Genomic DNA, 15,393 nt, shown 5'->3' with positions numbered 1-15,393 from the left:
GCATTCGGTTTCAGCCGAAACCGGCCACGTCAAAACAACGACATCCCTATTCACCGGTTTCGGAAACGCTGGCCCAAGTGGGTTCAAACGCCGCCGCGCAACGTGTTTCATCGCGGGCATGGCGTTGCTGGCGCCGGTCTCCGCGCTGGCGGACATCATCGGTGAAAGCGGTGTGGCCGGCCTGGGTGGCGCGACCGGCATGCGGGGCGGCGATGGCGGCGCGGGGCACACGGCAGTCGTGATCACGGACACCACGCCCTTCGTCAACGCGGAACGCCTGATCGGCGGCGCTGGCGGCGGGGGAGGAGGCGGCGGTGGAGGCGGGGGCCTGGTGAGCGGCAGCGGCGGAGACGGGGGCAATGGCGGCCAGGGCGGGCACGGCGTCGAGCTGGCCGCGGACGGCGCGGTGTTGACCAACCGCGACCTGCTGCAAGGGGGGGCCGGTGGCGGCGGCGGCGGCGGCGGCGGCAGCTCGTTCAACCTGGGGTCGGCCGCAGGAGGGCGAGGCGGCGATGGCGTGGGCGGCGCGGGCGGCGGTGGCGGCGGTGGCGGCGATATTCCCTTGAGTGGCGTGCCCATGCTGCCAGGCGACGGCGGCAACGGCGGTCAGCCAGGGCTGGATGGGACCGCGGGCAACCATCAATATGGCGGTGGCGGCGGCGGGGCGGGAGGCAGCATCAATCCCTTTGGTTGCGGAAGCGGCGCTGGCGCCGGTAGTGGTTGCGGGGGGGCGGCCGGGCACGGCGGCGGTACAGTCTTGGGCGCGGCCGGCGGGCAGCCCGGCGCGTCCACCAACCTGAATGGCACGGACGGCGGGTCCGCGACGGGGAACGAGACCGGCGCCGGAGGCGGCGGGGGGGGCGCACCCGGCGGCTTGGGAGGCAGAGGCGGCGGCGCCGTGGGCGGACCCAATGGGTCTGGCGCTGGCGGTACGTCGTTGGGCGGCTATGGCATACACGTCGTGGGCGCCGACACCGTGATCACGAACTCCGGCCGCATTGTCCCAGGCACGGGGTCGGCGCAATCGGTGGCGATCCTGTACGCCGACACGGCCCACAATTCGGTGCTGCGGTTGCAGGCCGGCAGCGAAATCCGGGGCATGGTGGATGCCACCCGATCCACCAACAACACGCTCGTGCTCGACGGCGCGGCGAGCGTCGACCCGATGACCGGCTCTTCAGTGGCCTTCGACGTGTGGAAGTTGGGCGGCGCAGCGTACGTTGCCAGCGAGGACGTCTACCAGGGCTTCTCTGCTTTCGAGAAAACCTCCGAAGGGACATGGCAATTGATCAATCTGCCCTCGCAGGCACGCACGCCATGGCGCATCAGGGGCGGCACGTTGGCCATCGCCGACGACCACAGTCTTGGCATCGTGGACGTTGCCGTGACGCTGGACGGCGGAACGCTGCAGGTCCAGGACGATGCCGCCCTCCATCGTGACGTGGTCGTCAACAGCACCGGCGCGATCGACATCGAAGACGGACGGCAATCGCTGGTGTATGGGGTGCTGGGCGGAGACGGCAGCCACTTTGCCAAGACGGGCGGCGGAACCCTGGTCATCTTCTCAAACGGCAACTTCAACGGCGTGACGCAGATTGACGGCGGCACGCTGCAACTCGGCGTTGGCGCCGTAGGCGGCGCCATCGGAAGCGGCGCGTTCATCAACCACGGCACGCTGGTGTTCAACCGCGCGAATCACGTCGTGATCGGCGGTGCGATCGCCGGCACCGGAGACGTGGTGCAAGCGGGCTCGGGCTCGACGACGCTGACCGGCTCGTTGACTTACACCGGCAAGACATACCTGACCGGAGGAGAGCTGGCCATTCACGGCACGACGCTGGGCTCGATTTCAAGCGCGGCGGGCGTCATCGGGCAGGGTCCGCAAGAAACGCTGACCTTGCGCAATGCGGAATTGAACGGCTGGATGCATGCGCCGGGCACGTTGAACGTGGATGCCTCCAGCCGCTGGAACATGTTCACGGACCCGGACAATCCCGCATTCAATCCCGCATACGCGACCACCGGTCACGGGACCGCAATCAGCTTCGCTGGCGAGATCAACCTTGCCGGCCGCATCAACTTCATGCCGCCCGGCACGGCCAATGGCCCATCCGGCGCCAGCGTGCTGGTCGCCAACAACCTGAACGGCCAGGGCGGTATCGTCCAGCTGCATGTGCAGTCGACGCAAAACGGTATCACGGACCTCATTCGGCTGGGCGGCGGCGCCGTCGGAACGACGCATCTGGTTCTGCAAATGGATGGGGCCTCCACAGGGGACGCGCTTACGGGAGACGGCGTGATGGTGGTCAAGGCAAATGGCCCGACCGACAACGCGTTCGTGCAACGGGAGGAAACGCCGGGCGGTAACCGCAAAGGGCCTTTTCTCTACCGGTTGCAACACGGTTCAAGCGTGGTCAATGGCGTACAGGCCTCCCCGCATAATTGGTATGTGCGTAGCGAAGCGCGGCCCGAAGTTTCGCTGTATTCCCAACTGGGCAATCAGGCCGTGCGCCACGGGGAACTGACCGTCGGCACGCTGAACGAACGGATGGGATCCACGGAAAGTCTGGCCCGCAAGGTTTACCCCCTCGTGTGGGGTCGCGCCCTGGCCGACACTGGACGCAATCGCGGCAATAGCACCGGACTGGCCGCGCAGGACATCGCGACGCGGTCCAGTCTGGCGGGCGTCCAGCTTGGAACCGACGTGTATGTGGATTTCCGAGGCTTGTCGCGGCGCAGTGCGGGGGTGTTTGCGTCCGCCAGCACCATGAAGACCGACGTGGACCATTATCAGGACCTCAGCAGGAAAACCGTCAACGCGGGGCGTAGCGATCAGTCGGCATACAGCCTGGGCGGCTACTACACGCTGCTGGACGGAAAGGGCGGTTATCTGGATCTGGTCACGCAGGTCAGCCGCTACGACGTCAAGGCAAACTCGGCGGCCGGCGCAGGCCCGTTGACCACCACGGGGTGGGGCGGCCTGATCTCGGCGGAGGCTGGAAAATCGTTCGCCGTCGGCGACGAAGCCAGCAACCTCCGGCTGGAGCCCCAGGCGCAGGTGATCTATCAGCGGATCAAGTTCTCGGACAGCCAGGACGTGGCAAGCGCGGTGGCGTTTCCCGCCGTGAACAGCGTGACGGGCCGGCTGGGCATGCGCCTGTCCAAGACATGGGACGGCGATTCCGCCAAGGCCAGTACGGCGTGGGCGACGGTCAACCTGCTGAGCACGGCCGGCCACGCGTCAAGCCGCTATGCCACCGCCACGCAGGGTGACATCACCTTCATGAACAAACTTGGCGGGCCGCGGGTGGGTCTGGCGCTGGGATACGACAGCCTCGTGGGCGGCAACACCTTCCTGAATGTGCAAGCCGGCACCGAGCAAGGCATCGGCAGCCGCAAGTCCGGCAACTACAACCTGAACGCCGGGATCAAGATCATTTTCTAGCGATTGCGGATCATCCCGCCCGGCGCTCGGTTCACCAAATAATCCTTGGCCTTGGACTCGGCCCCGCCGGCCCATTTGCGCAGGGCGGAGATGAATGCCGGACATACATTGCCGTCGACGCCGGTGTCGATAATGACGCTGTCCGTCATGCGCATCATCACCTTCCACTCGCAAATGCGCGTGCGGTTGGCGTAATCGCCCGTGGTGTTTGTATGCAACACCGGCGTAGGCGGCGCATCCAGGTGCGAGCAGGTCTCTTAATAAAAATATTAGAAAGGACCTGCGTTATTGCCGAATATTAATTTCGGTTCTCGTCAAGAAAAAACCGGTTTACAAGAAATTTGAATTTCTGGTTATCAGACTAAATCCGAGTATTTGTGCTCAATATTTATTTGGAAGAGTTTTCTAGCATTCACCCTGATGCGAAGGCCATGCCTCGCTCGCGTTTGATGAGAGCGGCTATTCCGGTGCCCATCCTGGCGCGCGAGGCGATGTCGATGCGGTTTTATCAGCCAATCTGTGCATGGGGGGCAAATGCGTTCACGGTACGAGTTTGTGGGAAACGGTGTGCATTCGGTTTCAGCCGGAACCGGCCACGTCAAAACAACGACATCCCTATTCACCAGTCTCGGAAACGCTGGCCCAAGTGGGTTCAAACGCCGCCGCGCAACGTGCTTTATCGCGGGCGTGGCGTTGCTGGCGCCGGTCTCTGCGCTGGCGGACATCATCGGTGAAAGCGGTGTGGCCGGCCTGGGCGGCGCGACTGGCATGCGGGGCGGCGACGGCGGCGCGGGGCACACAGCAGTCGTGATCACGGACACCACGCCTTTCGTCAACGTGGAACGCCTGATCGGCGGCGCCGGTGGCGGCGGGGGTGGCGGCGGCGGGGGCGGGGGCCAGGTAAGCGGCAGCGGCGGCGCCGGGGGCAATGGCGGCCAGGGCGGGCACGGCGTCGAGCTGGCCGCGGACGGCGCCGTGCTGACCAACCGCGACCTGCTGCAAGGGGGGGCCGGTGGCGGCGGCGGCGGCGGCGGCGGCAGCTCGTACAACCGGGGGTCGGCCGCAGGAGGGCGAGGCGGCGATGGCGTGGGCGGCGCGGGCGGCGGCGGCGGCGGCGGCGGCGACATTCCCTTGGAGGGAGTGCCTATGCTGCCAGGCGACGGTGGCAACGGCGGTCAGCCAGGGTTGGATGGGATCGCGGGCAACTATCGGTATGGCGGGGGTGGCGGTGGGGCGGGAGGCAGCATCAATCCCTTTGGTTGCGGAAGCGGCGTCGGCGCCGATAGTGGTTGCGGGGGGGCGGCCGGGGACGGCGGCGGTACAGACTTGGGCGGGGCCGGCGGGCAGCCCGGCGCGTCCACCAACCTGAATGGCACGGACGGCGAGCACGTGGTGTCGAACCAGACCGGCGCCGGAGGCGGCGGGGGGGGCGCACCCGGCGGCTTGGGCGGTAGAGGCGGCGGCGCTGTGGGCGGACCTAATGGGTCAACCGCTGGCGGCACGTCCTTGGGCGGCTATGGCATACACGTCCTGGGCGCCAACACCGTGATCACGAACGCCGGCCGCATTGTCCCGGGCACGGGGTCGGCGCAATCGGTGGCGATCCTGTACGCCGACACGGCCCACAATTCGGTGCTGCGGTTGCAGGCCGGCAGCGAAATCCAAGGCACTGTGGACGCCACACGATCCACCAACAACACGCTCGTGCTCGATGGCGAGGCGGGCGTTGACCCGATCACGGGCGCGTCAATGGCCTTCGACGTCTCGAAGCTGGGCGCGGCGGGGGGCGTTGGCGCCACCAACGACGTCTACCAGGGCTTCTCTGCGTTCGAGAAAACTTCCGAAGGCACCTGGCAGTTGGCCAATGCGCCCACGCAGGCACGCACGCCGTGGCGCATCAAGGGCGGCACCTTGGCCATCGCCAGCGGCGACAGTCTTGGCAGTACGCTCGATGCCGTGACGCTGGACGGCGGAACGCTGCAGCTTCAGGACGATGCGGCCCTCCACCATGATGTGGTCGTCAACAGCACCGGCGCGATCGACATCGAAGACGGACAGCAATCGGTGCTGCATGGGGTGCTGGGCGGAGACGGCAGCCACTTTGCCAAGACGGGCGAGGGAACCCTGGCCATCGCAGCAGACGGCAACTTCCACGGCGTGACGCAGATTGACGGCGGCACGCTGCAACTCGGCGCGGGCGGCACAAGCGGCGCCATCGGAAACGGCGCCTTCATCAACCACGGCAGGCTGGTGTTCAACCGCGCGAATCACGTCGTGATCGGCGGTGCGATCGCCGGCACCGGAGACGTGGTGCAAGCGGGCTCGGGCTCGACGACGCTGACCGGCTCGTTGACTTACACCGGCAAGACATACCTGACCGGAGGAGAGCTGGCCATTCACGGCACGACGCTGGGCTCGATTTCAAGCGCGGCGGGCGTCATCGGGCAGGGTCCGCAAGAAACGCTGACCTTGCGCAATGCGGAATTGAACGGCTGGATGCATGCGCCGGGCACGTTGAACGTGGATGCCTCCAGCCGCTGGAACATGTTCACGGACCCGGACAATCCCGCATTCAATCCCGCATACGCGACCACCGGTCACGGGACCGCAATCAGCTTCGCTGGCGAGATCAACCTTGCCGGCCGCATCAACTTCATGCCGCCCGGCACGGCCAATGGCCCATCTGGCGGCACCGTGCTGGTCGCCAACAATCTGAACGGCCAGGGCGGTATCGTCCAGCTGCATGTGCAGTCGACGGAAACCGGGTTCACGGATCTCATTCGGCTCGGCGGCGGCGCCGTCGGAACGACGCATCTGGTTCTGCAAATGGGTGAATCCTCCGTTGGGGACGCGCTTACGGGCGACGGCGTGATGGTGGTCCAGGCAAATGGCCCGACCGACAACGCGTTCGTGCAACGGGAGGAAACGCCGGGCGCTAACCGCAGAGGGGCTTTTCTTTATCGGTTGCAACACGGATCAAGTGTCGTCAATGGCGTGCAGGCGTCTCCGCATAATTGGTATGTGCGCACCGAAGCGCGGCCCGAGGTTTCGCTGTATTCCCAACTGGGCAATCAGGCCGCGCGCCATGGCGAACTGACCGTCGGCACGCTGAACGAACGGATGGGATCCACCGAGAGCCTGGCCCGCAAGGTTTACCCCTTTGTGTGGGCGCGCGCCCTGGCCGACACTGGGCGCAATCGCGGCAATAGCACCGGACTGGCCGCGCAGGACATCGCGACGCGCTCCAGCCTGGCGGGCGTCCAGCTTGGAACCGACGTGTATGTGAATTTCCAAGGCTTGTCGCGCCGCAGTGCGGGGGTGTTTGCGTCTGCCAGCACCATGAAGACCGACGTGGACCATTATCTGAACGTCAGCAATGAAACCGTCGATGCGGGGCGTAGCAATCAGTCGGCATACAGCCTGGGTGGCTACTACACGCTGCTGGACGGAAAGGGCGGTTATCTGGATCTGGTCACGCAGGTCAGCCGCTACGACGTCAAGGCGAACTCGGCGGCCGGCGCAGGCCAGTTGAACACCACGGGTTGGGGCGGGTTGATCTCGGCGGAGGCTGGAAAATCGTTCGCCGTTGGCGACGAAGCCAGCAACCTCCGGCTGGAGCCCCAGGCGCAGGTGATCTATCAACGGATCAGGTTCTCGGACAGCCAGGACGTGGCAAGCGCGGTGGCGTTTCCCGGTGTGAACAGCTTGACCGGCCGGCTGGGCATGCGTCTGTCCAAGACATGGGACGACGATTCCGCCAAGGTCAGTACGGCGTGGGCGACGGTCAATCTGCTGACCACCGCCGGCCACTCGTCAAGCCGCTATGCCACCGCCACGCAGGGAGACCTCACCTTCAAGAACAAACTTGGCGGGCCGCGGGTGGGTCTGACGCTGGGGTACGACAGCCTGGTGGGCGGCAACACCTTCCTGAATGTGCAAGCCGGCACCGAGCAAGGCATCGGCAGCCGCAAGTCCAGCAGCTACAACCTTAACGCCGGGATCAAGATCATCTTCTAGCGATTGCAGATCATCCCGCCGGGCGCTCAGTTCACCACGTAGTTCTTGGCCTCGGCCTCGCCGGCCCATTTGCGCAGGGCCGAAATGAATTCCGGGCACACATTGCCGTCCACGCTGGTGTCGACGATGACGCTGTCTTTCATGCGCATCAGCACCTTGCATTCATAGACGCGCGTGCGGTTGGCATAGTGGCCCGTGGTGTTGGTCTGGAAGACCGGCGTGGGCGCCGCGTTTCTGTTGCCGGGGATCATGCCCACGACCTGTTGGCTGCTGCTGTCCACGACCCATTCCGTGTACGGAGCCGACTGGAAGTCGGACCATTCCAGCTCCATGGTGTTGCCGACCGCACGAACCCTGGAAGGCTCGCCCAGCGCCGCGATCGCGTCATCGATGGAGCGGCCTTCCATGTTCTTGGCCACGTTGACGCTGGGCGAGAACGAAAGCCCGGACTTGAACACCTGGCTGAGCGAGGGCAGGGTGGAACTTCCGCCCGTCGGCATCGGTGCGCAGCCGGCCAGCCCCAGCACGGCAACGAGGCCCGCAACCAGGAGAATCGATCCGCGGTTTCGGTTGGAATGCTGAGGCGACTTCATGTGTGTTGTCCAGGTTCCCGAGCCGACCTGCCTATATAGGCCGAAGGACGGACCGCTTGTTTCTATTCGTGACGGAGGGCGGGTAAAGCGACTCCGGTTGCGCAGGGCGACGGAGTAAACGCAACGCTGCGCCGCGTCGTGAAGTGCGACATTTTTACCGAAAAACGGGGCCGGAGTTCGTCAGGCGATGTGTTAATTTTGTTACCTAATATGCCGCAACGTCCATGCATACAGGGACGGAACCGGGGCCGGCTGCGCTAAGATCGTCCCCGCCCAATCCACTGGACTTTGTGACGATCATGCCCGCTCGCTTTCAATTCCTGATCCGTGCCGCATTTGCCGCCCTGGCCTTGGTGGCAGGCATGGCCTCGCCCAACGCGCATGCCGAGAAGCTGTACGGCGGCATTGCCACCGACGGCAAGCATTCGCGGATTTACTGGGTGTTGCCCGAAACCGGGGGCAAGTCGGCAGAAGCTGCCGCGCTTGCCGAATGCCGCAAGGCGGGCGGCAAGGACTGCAAGGTGCTGAGCTGGTTTTCCGACAGCTGCATGGTGTACGCCCGCAATTCCGTCCAGGATCTGTTTCCGGGCAACAGCGTGTCGCCGGAGATGGCGGCCAAGAAGGCGATGCGCCGCTGCACGGCCGGCAGCCCCGATGGGAAGTGCCGGTTGATCACCATGCCGCTGTGCGTGGGCCCGGGTTACAGCGCCGCCGACATGCGGGCGCCCCTGCGGGCCTCGAAGGCGGAGCTGGAAAGTCTGTCCGCGAAGTTGAACCAACGAGAATACTGGGGCGCCATCGCCGAAAACGACACCGGCGGACTGGTGTACTCGGATGGCTATCCCAATGAAAAGGACGCCCTGTCCAAACTGCTGGACTGGGAAGACTGCAAGGACTGCCGCAAGGTGCTGACGTACACGGACAGCTGCGTGGGCATGGCCTGGGCCAAGGGGGCCAAGGGCCGCGGCACCAGCTTCACGGCGCTCAACCCCGACCCGAAGGCCGCCCGCGACGAGTCGCGCGCGACGTGCACGGCCAAGACCGGCAGCCCGGCCTGCGTCGCCATGGTGCGTTGCTCGGGCCGCGCGTATATCGATGGCTATGCCGGCCTGGACGAAAAGCCGAACTAGGCGCCGTGGCCAAGGCTGCTCGCGGCCAGGCAGCCCGAAGCGACAGGCGAAAAAAAAGGAAGGCGGCGCCTTCCTTTTTTTGTGTTCACCGGACGATCAGCCCTTGATGAACGCCAGGAGGTCGGCGTTGATCACATCCGCGTGGGTCGTCAGCATGCCGTGCGGAAAGCCGGGATAGACCTTCAGCGTGCCATTCTTGAGCAGCTTGACCGCCAAGCGCGACGAGTCGTCGATGGGCACGATCTGGTCGTCGTCGCCATGCAGTACCAGCGTGGGCACCGTGATGGCCTTCAGGTCTTCGGTCTGGTCGGTCTCGGAGAAGGCCTTGATGCCTTCGTAATGCGCCTTGGCGCCGCCGTTCATGCCTTGGCGCCACCAGTTGTTGATCACGCCCTGCGAGACCTTGGCGCCTTCCCGGTTGAAGCCATAGAACGGGCCGGCGGCCACGTCCAGGAAGAACTGCGCGCGGTTGTCGGCCAGGGCCTTGCGGAAGCCGTCGAACACTTCGATGGGCGTGCCGCCGGGATTGGACTCGGTCTTGACCATGAGCGGGGGGACGGCGCTGACCAGCACGGCCTTGGCGACGCGGCCCTGCGGCTCGCCGTGGCGGGCGACGTAGCGGGCGACTTCGCCGCCGCCGGTGGAGTGCCCGATGTGCACGGCGTTGCGCAGGTCCAGATGCTGGGCGACGGCGGCAGCGTCGGCCGCGTAGTGATCCATGTCGTGGCCATCGCTGACCTGGGCCGAGCGGCCGTGGCCGCGGCGGTCGTGCGCAATGACGCGAAAGCCCTGGGCGAGGAAGAACAGCATCTGGGCGTCCCAATCATCGCCGGACAGCGGCCAGCCATGGTGGAACATGATGGGCTGGGCCGTCTTGGGGCCCCAATCCTTGAAGAAGATTTCAACGCCGTCGGGGGTGGTGATCGTGCTCATGTCGGGTTCTCCGGGGTTAGTTGGACCGCAGGGATAGACTAGGGCCTTATGCGCTGCCGGGAAATCCTACGCTGGGCTTGGCGCGTCATACGAAGGTATAAGCGGGGTTTGGCGCCGGATGTGTCCAAACCGCCACCACCGCCTATCGGGCTGGTTGGCAGCCTTGCAATGCGTGCGCGACGCACCGCGCCATCGCTTCGCCATCAACGGGCTTGTCCAGGTAGGCACACGCGCCCAGCGCGAGCAGCCGCTGCTTGGCCGCCTCGGTGGGAAAGGCGGTCATGAAGATCAACGGGAACCGGCGCCCGGCCGCGATGAGCTCGGCCTGGAGCTGATCGCCCGTCATGGGCGACATCTGGACATCGGTGATCATGCAATCCGGCTCTTGGGCATGCGCGTCGTTCAGGAATTCGGGGCCCGACCCGTAGGCCCGAACCTCGTAACCGAGCGAGCGCAGCAGGCTGGAGAGCGCGATCCTGACCCCATCGTCGTCGTCGACAACCGCGATAGTGGGAATGTGGTTCATATCAGAAAATCCTTCGGGCCGGTCGGGTCACGATACGCATCCGATGTCCGGCATGTTCCGTTATGAACCTTTGCGCCTGCCGCGGAAATCATACAGAGGTTTGTCCCAAGCGCGGGTCAGGGCGCGGAAATGCCCAGCGCCTCGGCGTGGCGGACCAGGTCGGCCAGCGACCGGACCCCCATTTTGCGCATGACGTGGCCACGGTGAATCTTGACCGTGATCTCACTCAGGCCGATCAGGCCCGCCACCTGTTTGTTCATCAGCCCGGACACCACATGCGCCATCACCTCGCGCTCGCGCGGGGTCAGCGTCTCGTAGCGGGCGCGCAGGCCGTCCATGGCCGCATCGCGCGAACGGCGCTGCGTGTCGCGTTCGATGGCGGCGGAGACGGCGTCCAGCATGTCCTGTTCGCGAAAGGGCTTGGACAGAAAGTCCACCGCGCCCGCCTTCATGGCGCGCACGGTCATGGGGATGTCGCCGTGCCCGGTGATGAACACGATGGGCAGATCGATACCTTGGCGCACCAGCTGATCCTGGAAATCCAGGCCGCTGATGCCGGGCAGGCGCACGTCCAGGACGATGCAGCCGGGCGCGTCGGGAATCTGGGTCTGCAGCAGTTCGGCGGGCGAGGCGCACAGGGTGGTGCGCAGGCCGATCGAGCGGAACAGGCTGTCGAGCGAGGCGCGGACGCTGGCCTCGTCGTCGACGACGATGACTTGCGACTGCGGGGCGGCGCTTGCGGCGCCGCTGGCGGTGCGGGTGTTCATGCGGAAGGTTCCCCCTGGGTGGCGGCGAGTGTCAGCGTGAATGCGGCACCCGCGCCGGGCGTGTTGTCGACGGTAAGGCTGCCGCCATGGGCCTGCGCCGTGGTGCGGCAGATCGGCAGGCCCATGCCCATGCCTTGCGGTTTGGTGGTGAAAAATGGATCGAACAGGCGTTCCAGGTCGGCGGGCGCGATGCCGGGGCCGGTGTCGCGCACCGTGACCGCGACGCGCCCGTCCTCGTGGCGGCGCGCGCCGACGGATAGCTGGCGGGCCTGAAACTGGCCGGCCATGGCCTGGCTGGCGTTGACCATCAGATTGACCAGCACCTGCTGAAGCTGGATCCGGTCGCCCAGGACGGGCGGCAGGCCCGGTTCGATGTCGACGTTCAGCGCCACGCGCTCGCGGCTGAGCTCGTGCGCGACCAGGCGCGTGGCTTCCTCGATGACGGCGCCGATGTCCAGCGCGGCCTGCTGCACCGGCGCCTTGCTGAGGAACGCGCGGATGCGCTTGACGATTTCGCTGGCGCGCCGGCCTTCGGAGATGATGCGCTCCATGGCCAGCTCGACCTCGTGCAAGTCGGGCTGCGGACGGCGCAGCCATCGCATGCCCGCGTCGCCGCTGGTGACCACCGCCATCAGCGGCTGGTTGACCTCGTGCGCGATCGATGCGGTGAGCTCGCCCAGGGTGGCAACGCGCGCGGCGTGCGCAAGTTCAGTCTGCGCCAACAGCAGCGCGTCCTGCGCCTGCCGGCGTTCCGTGATGTCCACCACGAAAACCAGCACGGCGCCGTTGACGTCGTCGGCGGGCGGAAACGTGATGGTGAACAGCACCGGCACGCGCGCGCCGTCCGCATGCACGACTTCGGTTTCGCCTTCGTGAAAGGCGTCGCCCTGGGCAAACGCCGTCAGCGACCGCGCGAACATGCGGTCGTCCTCGCAGAGAATGTCGTCGACCGAGTACGGTCCGGGCTCGCCGGCCGGGCGGCCCGCCATCGCCAGGAAGGCGGGATTCATGTCATCCACCTTGGTCAGCTTGCGGACCTGGCCGATGAATTCGGGATGGCGCGCCAGATGGGTGGTGAGGGCGGGGCCATCCATGAGGCCCAAGGCGGTCAGTTCGGCGCGCACGGCGCGCCAGTCTTCCTGGATGACGCCAATGCGGCTGGCGTCGAACATGCGGCGGTAGCGCCGTTCGCTGCTGACCAGCGCGGTGTAGGCGGCCTTGCGGTCGGTGGCGTCGCGGTGCGTTTCCATGACGCCCGTGATGCGCCCATGATGATCGCGCTGAAGGACCCAGCGGCTTTCCAGCACCAGCGTGGCGCCAGCCTGCGTCTTCTGTTCAAGCGTGCCGTCCCAGCTGCCGGTGGCAAGCAGTTCGGCCTCGACGGCTTCGCGCCGGTCCGGATAACGCGTCTGCAGCAGCGCATCGGCGACGCGGCCCAGGGCCATGCTGGCGGGCCAGCCGTAGGTGTCTTCGGCGGTGCGGTTCCAGAAGGTGATCACACCCTGGTGATCGCGCACGAAGATCATGTCGTGCGACAGGTTGAGCAGCCGCGCCTGCGAGGCAAGCCTGCGGGTGGCGCTTTGGTTCTGCAGCGCCAGCAGCGCGGTGATGCCGATGGCGGCCAGGCTGACCAGCGCACGGGCAGTGGGCGAGCCCACGTGGTTCAGGCCATGGGAATTCAGATAGGCCGCGATGGTGAGCAGGATGCCGCCCGTGCCCGCCACGATGATGTCCAGGCGCCGCGAGGTGCGCGCGGCAAGCAGCACGACCACCACATAAAGCACGGCCACGGCGCCGTCAAAGTCGGTGAAGGTATCCACCAGCGCAATGGCCAGCGCCAGCAGCAGGGCGGCGGCACGGAACAGGAACTGCATGCGGCGCATGCCCGTGGTCTGCGGCGCGCCGGGACGCACCGGTTGCGGCGGCTGGCCTGACGCGCTGCCGAGTGTCGACGTGAGCAAGATCCACCTCTGGGTAGGGGCGCGCGGGTCGGGCAGAAATCCAGGGGCGCGCAATGAGACCCGCACATTATCAGCCATGTTTGAAAGAAAACACCCGTATTTCCTGGGTAAACCTTCGTATGACTGGAGAAAACGATGAGCCGATTTTGCCGGCGCGTCGCCGTGGCTATTCTGGTTTCCATCGGGAATCGATACCCGATTCGTGAAGCCAACCCGGAGAATTCCATGAACGATCTTTCGCTTCAAACCCGCATCACCGCTCCCCTGCGCACGCCCACCGATCTGGGCGCCGAGGCCAGGGTCGACATCGCCGCCGCCCTGACGGGCCTGCTGGCAGACATGTTCGCGTTGTATCTGAAGACCAAGAACTTTCACTGGCATATGTCGGGCCCTCACTTTCGCGACTATCACCTGATGCTCGACGAGCAGGGCGACGAGATCTACGCCACGACGGACGTCATTGCCGAACGCGCCCGCAAGGTGGGCGGCACCACGCTGCGTTCGATCGGCCACATCCAGCGCCTGCAGCGTCTTGCCGACAACGACGCCGACTACGTGACCCCCGAGGACATGCTGGCTGAGCTGGCCGACGACAACCGCCGCCTGACGGGCTTTCTGCGCGCGACGCACGCCGTGTGCGAGGCCCACAACGACGTCGCATCGACCAGCCTGATCGAGAACTGGATCGACGAGGCCGAGCGCCGCACGTGGTTCTTGTACGAGTCGACGCGCGCTCAACGCTGATCCCCAGCCGGTCGGCTGCCGTCCAGACCCTTGCGCCGCGCGCGGCGCGTCCAGGAGACGTTTCCATGTCACACGACTACCCCGCGGCCGCCTTGCCAGCCGGCACGGCCGCCCCGTCCTTCGCCTTGCCGGCCACGCCGGACCAGACGGTTGCGCTGGAAGAACTGCGCGGCCGGCCGTTGATCCTGGCGTTCTATCCCGCGGACTGGAGCCCGGTCTGCGGCGACCAGATGGCGCTTTACAACCAGATCCTTCCCGAATTCCACAAGGCGGGCGCGCAGCTCGTCGGCATCTCGGTGGACGGCGTCTGGTGCCACGCTGCGTTCGCGGCCGATCGCAAGCTGCATTTCCCGCTGCTGGCCGATTTCGAACCGAAAGGCGAGGTTGCCCGGCGCTACGGGGTCTACCGCGAACCGGAGGGCATCGCCGAGCGCGCGCTCTTTGTGATCGATGCAGAAGGCGTCATCCGTTGGAGCTACGTGTCGCCGCTGGGCATCAACCCGGGCGCCGACGGGATCCTGGACGCGCTCGACAAACTGGCCCCCGCCTTGCAAGGAGTGCAATCATGAGCCGCTTGTTCATTCCCGTGAATGCGCAGGACCACATCCAGGGGCCGGAAAGCGCGCCCGTGACGCTGGTGGAGTATGGCGATTACGAATGCCCGTATTGCGGCGAAGCCTATCCGGTCTTGAAGGCCGTGCAGCGCGCGCTGGGGGACCAGATGCGCTTCGTGTTCCGCAATTTCCCGATTTCGGAATTGCATCCGGACGCCGTCGCGGCCGCTGAGTTTGCCGAGGCGGCCGCGCAGGCGGGCAAGTTCTGGCAGGCGCACGACCTGCTGTACGAGCGCCAGCATGCCCTGACGCAAAACGACCTGTTCGCCTACGGTGCGGAAATAGGCCTGTCGGCCCAGTTGCTTTACCGCGCCTTCGGCGGCGCGTTCGATTCCAAGATCGAGGTGGACTTCAGCGGCGGCGTGCGCAGCGGCGTGAACGGCACGCCGACCCTGTTCGTCAACGGCGTGCGGTATGACGGGGCAAGGGATGCCGACACGCTGGTCGCCGCGCTGACCGCGGCCGCGCGAGAGGCTGCGGTCCACGCGTGAATGAGGCAAGGCCCCGCATCCGGCGGTCTCGTTGCCCGCCCGGGGCTGCCCGCCCGGGGCTGCCCGCCCGGGGCTGCCCGCCCGGGGCTTAAGTCTGGCGTTTCCGTGCCGTTACATTTCTCAAGGAAACCCCGGCCAGGCGGGCGAACATGCCGCGCGGCCGCCAAGAGGA

12 protein-coding genes are annotated in these 15,393 nt (G+C 66.1%); 6 read left to right on the top strand and 6 right to left on the bottom strand.

The annotated features are described in order from the left end of the window. The first annotated feature begins 118 nt into the window (after positions 1–118). The gene (locus tag QEP15_RS13480) at positions 119–3,445 is read left to right on the top strand and encodes an autotransporter outer membrane beta-barrel domain-containing protein (protein ID WP_193725292.1); all 3,327 of its coding nucleotides are present in this window, start codon (positions 119–121) and stop codon (positions 3,443–3,445) included. Here the strand turns inward: QEP15_RS13480 and QEP15_RS13475 are convergent. Beyond that, positions 3,442–3,594 (bottom strand): hypothetical protein, encoded by a 153-nt coding sequence (locus QEP15_RS13475; protein ID WP_193725291.1) that lies wholly within the window; start codon positions 3,592–3,594, stop codon positions 3,442–3,444. The two genes, QEP15_RS13480 and QEP15_RS13475, sit on opposite strands and share 4 nt — an antisense overlap. A gap of 544 nt (positions 3,595–4,138) precedes the next feature. Here QEP15_RS13475 and QEP15_RS13470 point away from each other — a divergent pair. Then, positions 4,139–7,462, top strand: a complete 3,324-nt coding sequence (locus tag QEP15_RS13470) for an autotransporter outer membrane beta-barrel domain-containing protein (protein WP_193725290.1) — start codon at positions 4,139–4,141, stop codon at positions 7,460–7,462. Positions 7,463–7,488: 26 nt separating this feature from the next. Here the strand turns inward: QEP15_RS13470 and QEP15_RS13465 are convergent, their stop codons facing one another. Further along, the gene (locus QEP15_RS13465) at positions 7,489–8,055 is read right to left on the bottom strand and encodes a hypothetical protein (protein ID WP_152384541.1); all 567 of its coding nucleotides are present in this window, start codon (positions 8,053–8,055) and stop codon (positions 7,489–7,491) included. Positions 8,056–8,354: 299 nt separating this feature from the next. Here QEP15_RS13465 and QEP15_RS13460 point away from each other — a divergent pair, with 299 nt between their 5' ends. Beyond that, on the top strand, positions 8,355–9,185 hold the full coding sequence (locus tag QEP15_RS13460; protein WP_227741235.1) for a DUF4189 domain-containing protein: 831 nt from the start codon (positions 8,355–8,357) through the stop codon (positions 9,183–9,185). A 96-nt stretch (positions 9,186–9,281) separates the two neighbouring features. Here the strand turns inward: QEP15_RS13460 and QEP15_RS13455 are convergent, their stop codons facing one another. The 4 genes from QEP15_RS13455 to QEP15_RS13440 all read right to left on the bottom strand — a co-directional run bounded on the left by QEP15_RS13455 (position 9,282) and on the right by QEP15_RS13440 (position 13,372). Continuing rightward, complete coding sequence (locus tag QEP15_RS13455) at positions 9,282–10,118, bottom strand: alpha/beta fold hydrolase (protein ID WP_056318536.1); 837 nt, start codon at positions 10,116–10,118, stop codon at positions 9,282–9,284. Positions 10,119–10,260: 142 nt separating this feature from the next. Continuing rightward, on the bottom strand, positions 10,261–10,644 hold the full coding sequence (locus tag QEP15_RS13450; RefSeq protein WP_152384540.1) for a response regulator transcription factor: 384 nt from the start codon (positions 10,642–10,644) through the stop codon (positions 10,261–10,263). A 116-nt stretch (positions 10,645–10,760) separates the two neighbouring features. Continuing rightward, positions 10,761–11,411, bottom strand: coding sequence for a response regulator transcription factor (locus tag QEP15_RS13445; protein WP_056318538.1), 651 nt, complete (start codon positions 11,409–11,411; stop codon positions 10,761–10,763). Further along, positions 11,408–13,372, bottom strand: a complete 1,965-nt coding sequence (locus QEP15_RS13440) for a PAS domain-containing sensor histidine kinase (protein WP_227741234.1) — start codon at positions 13,370–13,372, stop codon at positions 11,408–11,410. The genes QEP15_RS13445 and QEP15_RS13440 overlap by 4 nt, the downstream gene beginning before the upstream one ends. 225 nt (positions 13,373–13,597) lie before the next feature. On the opposite strand from QEP15_RS13440, the gene QEP15_RS13435 reads away from it, so the two are divergent. The 3 genes from QEP15_RS13435 to QEP15_RS13425 all read left to right on the top strand — a co-directional run bounded on the left by QEP15_RS13435 (position 13,598) and on the right by QEP15_RS13425 (position 15,221). After that, positions 13,598–14,116 carry a Dps family protein gene (locus QEP15_RS13435; RefSeq protein ID WP_056318539.1) on the top strand — a complete coding sequence of 173 codons (519 nt, stop codon included), beginning with the start codon at positions 13,598–13,600 and terminating at the stop codon, positions 14,114–14,116. 65 nt (positions 14,117–14,181) lie between these two features. Beyond that, positions 14,182–14,685 carry a redoxin domain-containing protein gene (locus QEP15_RS13430; RefSeq protein WP_056318540.1) on the top strand — a complete coding sequence of 168 codons (504 nt, stop codon included), beginning with the start codon at positions 14,182–14,184 and terminating at the stop codon, positions 14,683–14,685. Continuing rightward, the gene (locus QEP15_RS13425; protein ID WP_152384539.1) at positions 14,682–15,221 is read left to right on the top strand and encodes a DsbA family protein; all 540 of its coding nucleotides are present in this window, start codon (positions 14,682–14,684) and stop codon (positions 15,219–15,221) included. Before QEP15_RS13430 ends, QEP15_RS13425 begins: the two co-directional genes overlap by 4 nt. Positions 15,222–15,393 lie beyond the last annotated feature (172 nt).

Origin of the sequence: Achromobacter mucicolens (genome assembly GCF_029866465.1) — a bacterium.
In the GTDB taxonomy this organism is placed as follows: domain Bacteria; phylum Pseudomonadota; class Gammaproteobacteria; order Burkholderiales; family Burkholderiaceae_B; genus Achromobacter; species Achromobacter mucicolens.
Note: the sequence above shows the minus strand (reverse complement) of the source record. Positions and strands in the feature narration are given on the sequence as shown.

What these genes read in the sequence shown, in the direction of transcription:
- QEP15_RS13430 (WP_056318540.1), top strand. Translation starts at nt 14,182, where the DNA reads ATGTCACACGACTACCCCGCGGCCGCCTTGCCAGCCGGCACGGCCGCC.
- QEP15_RS13475 (WP_193725291.1), bottom strand. Translation starts at nt 3,594, where the DNA reads ATGACGGACAGCGTCATTATCGACACCGGCGTCGACGGCAATGTATGT.
- QEP15_RS13445 (WP_056318538.1), bottom strand. Translation starts at nt 11,411, where the DNA reads ATGAACACCCGCACCGCCAGCGGCGCCGCAAGCGCCGCCCCGCAGTCG.
- QEP15_RS13455 (WP_056318536.1), bottom strand. Translation starts at nt 10,118, where the DNA reads ATGAGCACGATCACCACCCCCGACGGCGTTGAAATCTTCTTCAAGGAT.
- QEP15_RS13460 (WP_227741235.1), top strand. Translation starts at nt 8,355, where the DNA reads ATGCCCGCTCGCTTTCAATTCCTGATCCGTGCCGCATTTGCCGCCCTG.
- QEP15_RS13465 (WP_152384541.1), bottom strand. Translation starts at nt 8,055, where the DNA reads ATGAAGTCGCCTCAGCATTCCAACCGAAACCGCGGATCGATTCTCCTG.
- QEP15_RS13480 (WP_193725292.1), top strand. Translation starts at nt 119, where the DNA reads ATGGCGTTGCTGGCGCCGGTCTCCGCGCTGGCGGACATCATCGGTGAA.
- QEP15_RS13450 (WP_152384540.1), bottom strand. Translation starts at nt 10,644, where the DNA reads ATGAACCACATTCCCACTATCGCGGTTGTCGACGACGACGATGGGGTC.
- QEP15_RS13435 (WP_056318539.1), top strand. Translation starts at nt 13,598, where the DNA reads ATGAACGATCTTTCGCTTCAAACCCGCATCACCGCTCCCCTGCGCACG.
- QEP15_RS13425 (WP_152384539.1), top strand. Translation starts at nt 14,682, where the DNA reads ATGAGCCGCTTGTTCATTCCCGTGAATGCGCAGGACCACATCCAGGGG.